Annotated in this window: 1 pseudogene; it reads left to right on the forward strand. The window is 77.2% G+C overall.

The features are described 5' to 3' along the window. Positions 1-439 (forward strand): annotated as a pseudogene (locus G3I40_RS29220) (N-acetylmuramoyl-L-alanine amidase); the annotation flags it as partial.

The raw sequence follows: 439 nt of genomic DNA on the forward strand, positions 1-439 counted from the left end.
CTCGCCCTCCCGCTCACCCTGCCCGCGACCTCGCACGCTGCGCCGGCCCCGGCGCAGGAGTCGCTCCCGGGCAGCACCCAGTCCCTGGTGCTCGCCCCGCTCGCCTCCGACCGCGCGGCGGGCCGGGTCAGCGAACAGGGCCTGCCGCGGCGCGACGTCCGCCCGTTCTCCCTCGTCGGCGTCGTCTGGGACGACCCGAACGTCGAGCTCCACGGCCACGTACAGGTCCGCACCCGCACCACCGGCACCACCCGCTGGTCGGCCTGGCAGGACGTGGAGTCCCACAACGACGACGCCCCCGACCTGGACAGTTCCGAGCACACCTCCGGCCACGCCCGCGGCTCCACCGCGCCGCTGTGGGTCGGGGACTCCGACGGCGTGGAGGTGCGCGTGCAGGCGGACGAGCACACCGCCGACCGCGCGCCCGCGGCGCCCGAGC

The organism is Streptomyces sp. SID14478, assembly GCF_010548525.1.
Taxonomy (GTDB): Bacteria; Actinomycetota; Actinomycetes; order Streptomycetales; family Streptomycetaceae; genus Streptomyces.